Here is a 6,778-nt window from a genome sequence, read left to right on the forward strand (position 1 = left end):
TATCCGGCTCCTCGCTGAGAAGTGGAACAACCCACGAGAGGGGGCGTTTCCGAACAAGTAAACCAGGCGGTGTATAAACCGCACCCTGGTTCGATCGAGCGAGGGCTTTTGCGTGTCGGAACAACCGGATCACGAAGCGCATGTACCGGCTGAGGAGTTGTCTGACTTCGGTGCTGCACTGAGCGACTTGATGCCCAGGCTGGCGAGCTATGCGCGATCGCTAACAAGAAATCCCGATGCTGCACAGGATCTCGTTCAGGATACCGTGCTGAAAGCCTGGCGCAGCCGTGCGTCCTTCGAGGCCGGCACGAATTTGAAAGCTTGGACCTTCCGTATCCTTCGCAACTCCTTTTTGTCGCAGGTTCGTCGTAAAGGTGCGGGACAGGCAGGCGAGACCGCCGAACTCATTGATGTTCCGGTGGCGTCAAATCAAGAATCGGTCGTGACATTGGGCGATGTTCGCCGCCTGTGGCCGCGCCTGACACCCGAGCAGCAGCGGTGCATCCAATTTGTCGGGATCGAGGGTTTGAGCTACGAAGAGACAGCCACGATCGAACAGGTTCCTGTCGGTACGATCAAGAGCCGCGTGGTGAGAGGGCGGCAGATGCTGCGCGCACTCCTGGATCAAGCGAACGTCGTGCCAGCCAAGGGGACAGCATCCCGGATCCTGTCGGTCGATTCGTCCCCTCGGTATGAGCCGTCGCGCGTTGATGATGAACACTCAAAGCAGATCGAACTGCTGCGAAGGTGGCGCGCGGAGCGTGCGGCCGCTCGCTGCGCCGTCGGATGACTTTCTTAGGATCCACCAGATCCCGTTTGTGTCCCTTCCGTTTCAGACCCGCGATGAGCCCCCGTGGCGCCACGAGTTAATGATGGCGCGATGGAGTCGTCTCGCGAGTTTGCCCGTTAATCGCTGCCAAACAGGCGATTTTCCCTGGATCATGTATTTTCGTTAGCATTCACCTCTGATCGTTGCGCCCTGGTTACAAGCGAGCAGGTGCTACGGGAACAGATCGTCCACGTTTCGGTTCGACGGTCGATCCTGCAGCGACCGTCGAATCTCGCTCGCGATCGTTACCGCGGAGTTATGCCTCGTACCTCGACGAGCTTGATGCCCACAGAAACCTCTTCGCGGTCGAGCTCAACGCCATCACTGTCCGGGAGCAGCAGCTGAACGCGCTGGTTCGCGTCTGGGCGTCGCTTGGGGAAGGTGGGGCGATCGGACGATTGCGGATCGTTCGGCGCTGCCACGCTGGGCACTACGCGTCTGGACGACGCTGCGATCGTGAAAGGACGCGGTCTCGGCTGGTCAGGCGAGTTCTGCCCCGTGGCTGTCCTGCCAGGCGGCATCCTCGATCGCGTCATGCCCCGGCTCGCCCGCCGACTGCGCCCCCGTCCACCGCCAGGCATCCAGCCGTTTGCCCGTCACCGTCGCGGCAGCGTCGGAGCAGAGCCAGAGCAGCGGCGGGACCACGATCTCGGGCGACAGCAGCCCGGCGCGGGCACTGTCCGGCAGCCCTTCGGGGATCATGCCGGTCAGCGTTGCGCCCCCTGGCAGCAGCGCGTTCACCGTGATGCCGCTATCAGCAAGGTCCTGCGCCCAGATCGCGGTTTCTGAATCCAGCGCCGCTTTGGACGGGCCATAGGGCGAGAAGCCTCTGCGCCGCATCGTCTCGCGGTTCATCGAGACGTTGACGATCCTCCCGCTGCCTCTCTCCAGCATCGCCGGGACAGCCGCGCGCGCCATCAGGAACGGTCCGTTGACGTTGGTGTCGATCACCAGGCGCCAGGTGTCGGGGGCGACCTCCCAGAATCGGGTCGGTTCGGTCAGGAAGGTATCGCTTACATACTTCATGCCGCGCCCGGCGTTGTTGACGAGGATGTCGAGCCGGCCGAACCGCGCGACCGCTTCGCGCACCGCCGCGGCACAATCCGCCGCCCGGGTCACGTCGGCGAGCAGCGGCCGCACCCGATCGTCGCCGCATTCACGCTCTGCCTCCTTTGCGACCGCCTCGACTTCGGCAAGCTCGCGTGCAGCGGTGGCGATCACCCGCACGCCGGCCTGCGCTAGCCCCAGCGTCATGGCGCGGCCCAGCCCGCGACCGCCGCCCGTGACGATCGCGACTTGGCCGGCGAGCCCGTGCTCCTCGGGCGCGCTCACCTGTTTAGCGCCTGCATCTGAGGTGCCGCGTAACGCTCGCCCGCGGCAGCCCCCCTTGGCGCCGCGTAATCAAGACGTTCCAGTTCTTCCCGGCTCAGCATGACGTCGAGCGCGGCGACATTCTCCTCCAGATAGCGGCGGCGCTTGGTGCCCGGGATCGGAACAATGTCCTCGCCTTGTGCCAGCACCCAGGCGAGCGCGAGCTGGGACGGCGTACAGCCCTTTTCCCGCGCAAGCGCCTCGACCGCGGCGACAAGCTCCAGGTTACGCTGGAGATTGTCGCCCTGGAATCGCGGACTGTGCCGGCGATAATCATCGGGTGCGAGGTCCTCCACCCGCCGGATTGCGCCCGTCAGGAAGCCTCGGCCAAGCGGGCTGTACGGCACGAAGCCGATCCCCAGCTCCCGAATGGTTTCCAGGATCTCGCCCTCCGGGTCACGGCTCCAAAGCGAATATTCGGTCTGGAGCGCCGCGATCGGATGAACGGCGTGCGCGCGCCTGATTGTTGCGGGCGCCGCTTCCGAAAGGCCGAGGTGGCGCACCTTGCCCTCGCGGACCAGATCGGCCATCGCACCCACCGTGTCCTCTATCGGCGTGTCGGGGTCCACACGGTGCTGATAAAAGAGATCGATCACCTCTATTCCTAGCCGGCGCAGGCTCGCTTCGCAGGCCGCTCGGACATAATCGGGTCGCCCGCACACGCCCCTGAAGCTCCCGTCCTCGTCCCGGACATTGCCGAACTTGGTCGCAAGCACGACCTTGTCACGACGATCGCGGATCGCGCGCCCGACCAGCTCCTCGTTACGGCCGACGCCATACATATCGGCCGTGTCGAGAAAGGTCACGCCGAGTTCGATTGCCCGGTGAATCGTTGCTACCGCCTCGGCGTCGTCGGCCTGTCCGTAGAACTCGGACATACCCATGCATCCCAGTCCCAGCCCCGACACGCGCAACTCACCGCCCAGCGTTCGTTGTTTTACCGTCATTGTTGATCCTCTCGTCTTCGGGCGAGTGTGCCAAGTCTGGGCCCGCTTCCCATTGTGCAAATCAGCGATTGTGGCGAACTCAGCGGCGCCGCTCACTTCTTGTTCCGACCGGGACTCGGCCGTCCTGATACCGACATGCCACACGAGCCGGCCGACTGGCGGCGCGCCCTCGGCCTGTGCAGTTCGTGTGGTACAACCTAGCGCGCAGTCCTGGCTTCGAGGCGCTTACCAGCCGTATCCATGATCATTGCGTTCCAGGCGAAAGGGCAGGGGCACAATCACCCACTGCTCCTTCGCCTTGCTGAAACCGTTCGATCCCGGACGAGTTCTGAGGCCGTTCGAAACGCTTGTCGCTCAGTTCCCGCTTAGCAGCTGTTCGGCGAGTTCGGTGTGCTTGGCGTCCGCCTCTTTTGCCTCGTCCGCGCACGCCTTCATGTCACGCGCCACGTCCTCCATCCCAAGGTGTCCGCAATAGCTCGCCATCGTGCCGAAGGATGCGACCCAGTAGTGCAGCGCCAACTGTCCGCTTGCAATAATGCCGAGGTCCCGTGAGGTGTCGTCCGCAGCCTGTTGGCGGATCCTGCGACTTACTTCGTAATGGGCTTCGAGCACGGGGTTGTCCTGCTGCTCACCCGACCCCGTCTGCTGGACAGCACGCTCGATCTTATCGGCCCACTGCCGGGATGCCCGGTTTCCTTCCTCGAGCGCCGCTTTCAGGGCCGGGTGGCGGGCATCATTATTGACCTCGTCGGTTGCCTTTGCAGCCACATCACTGCCGGCCTTCATCGCAGCCAGTCCCTGAACTACGAGCTTCTGCAGATTGTCTTTTTCCATGGAGCCTCATCCTCATCCTGCGGCCGGCTCGAACGAAGAGCGGCTTGTTCATTAACCTTGAAGGCGATTGAAGTTCCGTCGGAACACGAGGCGGGAGTATGGACTATACCCTTTGTCGATCGCGGATGATCGCCTGGGGAAGGCACCGGCGTCGGAATGAGTTAGGAACCGCGCGCCCACCTGAGCAATCGTCGCCAACGTGATCGTGGAAACCTTGGCAAGAGCTCTTGCGTTCCCACTTGAGAGGAGCAGAACTATGAAAGAGGTACACGACGCCCCTTCGGAAGCGGAGGCGAACCACGGCCTGGTCGCAGTTAAAGGCCCGGATGCCGTCGACGTCGTGATGACGCCAAAAGCAGCGTTGCGTACGGCCGAGCGGATCAGCAGTGCTGCGGTCGAGGCGCTTGTCGAACAGAACCTCAGCGAACCGGGCGACCGTCACTAAAGCAGTTCAGGCCTGAAGCGCAGCGACGGGTGCATGAAGCGACCAGATCAGCCCGGTTGGGAGGTCATCGACGCCTCCAACACCGCCTAGCCGCTTTGGGGTGGCGACCTCGAGCAAGCGTTCACTCCATGTGCAAAGCGGCGTCCTTACTTGCGGACCGTCACGTTCTGCCCATTGAAGCCAGATGTGCGGCTGGTCCGTGACGTTGACCTCCCAACGTAATGACACGTATCCGTCTTTTTCACTTAAGGCGCCGTAGCGCAGCGAATGCACCTCCAGCTCGTGAACAGCGAGCGCAAGGGCCGCCGCCGTGCTCGGTCCTACCGGAACAGGTGAGCCGACGATGCGAACGCGACTACGACCCCCTTCGGCAAGCGCCAGCTCGACCAGTGTCTGAAGATCGGTGACGTGGGCCTCGGGTTGCACGATCAAGTCGCTGATCCTGCTGAGCATCGCCACCCGGGCTGACAGCTCTCGGCCCTTCTCAAGAAGAGGCTCGTCGCCGTCCAACACCTGATTGGTCGTCGCTGAGACGATGGTGAGCAGGTTTCGAAGAACATGGCGAGCGCCATTGACTGGCATGAAGCCATTTGCTGGCGGCTGACTTTTGGAGGGCAGACCGAGCCCCATCACGACCTTTTCGTACGGAACCTTGAGCTGCACCTGCGAGCCATCAAGGAAGCGAATTGTCGTCGCGAAATCGTCGCTGCACAGGTGCGACACGGTAGCGGGATTGATCGCAACGACTTGGCCATCAGCCAAGCCAAAGGTGGCGAGCGGCGTAGCCGCGTGCGGGCCGGGAGAGACCAGCTCCATCATTGAGGACCGCGGTGCCATGTCGGTCGCATTCGGTACGGCGACATCCAGCGCCTCGGAGAGACGACAAGCAAAGAGGCTGCCGCCGGCGTCAACGCCGTCCAACAAGCTCAGCGCTCTCCGAGCAAGAACGGCCGCCGTTCGCTCCGCTGCCTCTTTATCCACGACGATCCTCTTCCATTCGATCTGCTCTGTGGCCCCGCTTGTAGCCCCGAGCTTCGTTCCGCGCTCAGGTCTCAATCAAATCGCCTGCTTCGCTCCCTGCCGGCATTCTCCGCGCGAGCAGAGGCCATAGCTTTCGAGAAGAGTTCCCGGAACACTCGCCCGGCGAGTGCCGGATTGTGCCGGTTCATGTTCTCTGACATTCTCTTGATCAGGCCGCATTGTCGCACCTGCGGGATAGAGGAGAAGCGCAACAAAAGGAAACCGTTCCGTTTCAACGTGGTTCCCGCCTTACGCAGCCGACGGGTGTGCCGCGACGAGGAGGCGCTCATAAGTGCTGCGCTGTCGCGTCTCTTAAATCTCGTGCAGGAACTGGTCTGTGCGTCCGTCAACGCGGCTGAGGTTCAGCCGACGACCAGCGGATTTCCTCGCCGGATCCTCCCTCTCACACCGCACAACACGCGAATTTAACATAATCTATATTATCAGCCTAGCAGATTGTAGGCGCTAAGTAGAAATGACACTCCTCCGCTAGATAGAAAAGGCACAACGAGTGCCAGCGGGTCGCCGGTGTCATGGCCATCCTCGGCAGCGAGGATGTGCAAGCGATGACGGTGCTGACAATGAGTGCTGCCGAGGTGAGGCGGTACGACACGCTGATGCGGCTCGACCGCGGTGAGATCAGGGTGGCGGACGCGATGGCGCTGCTGAGGCTTGAGCGTCGACAGATCTACCGGTTGCTGGAGCGACTTCGGCAGGACGGCGCAGCCGGGCTCATATCCCGCAAGCGTGGGCGTCCGAGCAACCGGCGTTACGGCGATGCCGTTCGTGATCAGGTCGTCAGCCTCGTGCGCGAGCAGTATAGCGGCTTCGGGCCGACGCTCGCGCGCGAGTATCTGGCCGAGCGGCACGGCATCCGAATCTCGTGCGAGACGCTGCGGCAGATGATGATGGCAGCGGGGCTGTGGAAGGACCGCGCAGCGCGCCGCCCTCGCCCGTACCAGCCGCGTTATCGGCGGGACTGCCGCGGCGAGCTGATCCAGGTCGACGGGTCCAAACACTGGTGGTTCGAGGACCGGGGCCCGCAATGCACGCTGCTGGTCTATATCGACGATGCGACCAGCGAGCTGATGCACCTGGAGATGGTGGAGAGCGAGAGCACCTTCTCGTATATGCGGGCGACGCGCAGCTATATCGAGCGCCATGGCAAACCCGTGGCCCTTTACTCCGACAAGCACAGCGCGTTTCGCAACAACACGGCCTCGGCGAACGGCGACGGCATGACCCATCTCGGGCGGGCGTTGCACGCGCTCAACATCGAGATCATCTGCGCCAACTCGCCGCAAGCCAAGGGGCGCGTCGAGCGCGCGAACG

The 6,778-nt window shown here is 62.9% G+C and carries 7 protein-coding genes; 3 read left to right on the top strand and 4 right to left on the bottom strand.

Annotated elements, in window-relative coordinates; all coding sequences use genetic code 11:
- Positions 1-112: 112 nt before the first annotated feature.
- Positions 113-790, top strand: coding sequence for a sigma-70 family RNA polymerase sigma factor (locus DVW87_RS16315; RefSeq protein WP_225883563.1), 678 nt, complete (start codon positions 113-115; stop codon positions 788-790).
- A gap of 519 nt (positions 791-1,309) precedes the next feature.
- Here the strand turns inward: DVW87_RS16315 and DVW87_RS16320 are convergent.
- The 3 genes from DVW87_RS16320 to DVW87_RS16330 form a co-directional block, all read right to left on the bottom strand.
- Positions 1,310-2,161: an SDR family NAD(P)-dependent oxidoreductase gene (locus DVW87_RS16320; protein ID WP_225883564.1), complete on the bottom strand. Its 852-nt coding sequence runs from the start codon at positions 2,159-2,161 to the stop codon at positions 1,310-1,312.
- Positions 2,158-3,147, bottom strand: a complete 990-nt coding sequence (locus DVW87_RS16325) for an aldo/keto reductase (RefSeq protein WP_114688874.1) — start codon at positions 3,145-3,147, stop codon at positions 2,158-2,160. The genes DVW87_RS16320 and DVW87_RS16325 overlap by 4 nt, the downstream gene beginning before the upstream one ends.
- Positions 3,148-3,501: 354 nt before the next feature.
- Complete coding sequence (locus tag DVW87_RS16330) at positions 3,502-3,981, bottom strand: DUF892 family protein (protein ID WP_114688875.1); 480 nt, start codon at positions 3,979-3,981, stop codon at positions 3,502-3,504.
- 256 nt (positions 3,982-4,237) lie between these two features.
- Here DVW87_RS16330 and DVW87_RS16335 point away from each other — a divergent pair, with 256 nt between their 5' ends.
- Positions 4,238-4,426 (top strand): hypothetical protein, encoded by a 189-nt coding sequence (locus tag DVW87_RS16335; RefSeq protein WP_114688876.1) that lies wholly within the window; start codon positions 4,238-4,240, stop codon positions 4,424-4,426.
- Between the two features lie 6 nt (positions 4,427-4,432).
- Here the strand turns inward: DVW87_RS16335 and DVW87_RS16340 are convergent, their stop codons facing one another.
- Positions 4,433-5,407 carry an HWE histidine kinase domain-containing protein gene (locus DVW87_RS16340; RefSeq protein ID WP_125945982.1) on the bottom strand — a complete coding sequence of 325 codons (975 nt, stop codon included), beginning with the start codon at positions 5,405-5,407 and terminating at the stop codon, positions 4,433-4,435.
- Between the two features lie 572 nt (positions 5,408-5,979).
- Here DVW87_RS16340 and DVW87_RS16345 point away from each other — a divergent pair.
- Positions 5,980-6,778: ISNCY family transposase (locus DVW87_RS16345; protein ID WP_239017968.1), on the top strand; the 799-nt coding region annotated here is incomplete at its 3' end.

This window comes from Sphingomonas aracearum (assembly GCF_003345355.1).
In the GTDB taxonomy this organism is placed as follows: domain Bacteria; phylum Pseudomonadota; class Alphaproteobacteria; order Sphingomonadales; family Sphingomonadaceae; genus Sphingomonas; species Sphingomonas aracearum.

Excerpts from the sequence above, each read along its gene's own strand:
- DVW87_RS16325 (WP_114688874.1), bottom strand. The coding sequence starts at position 3,147 with ATGACGGTAAAACAACGAACGCTGGGCGGTGAGTTGCGCGTGTCGGGG.
- DVW87_RS16330 (WP_114688875.1), bottom strand. The coding sequence starts at position 3,981 with ATGGAAAAAGACAATCTGCAGAAGCTCGTAGTTCAGGGACTGGCTGCG.
- DVW87_RS16335 (WP_114688876.1), top strand. The coding sequence starts at position 4,238 with ATGAAAGAGGTACACGACGCCCCTTCGGAAGCGGAGGCGAACCACGGC.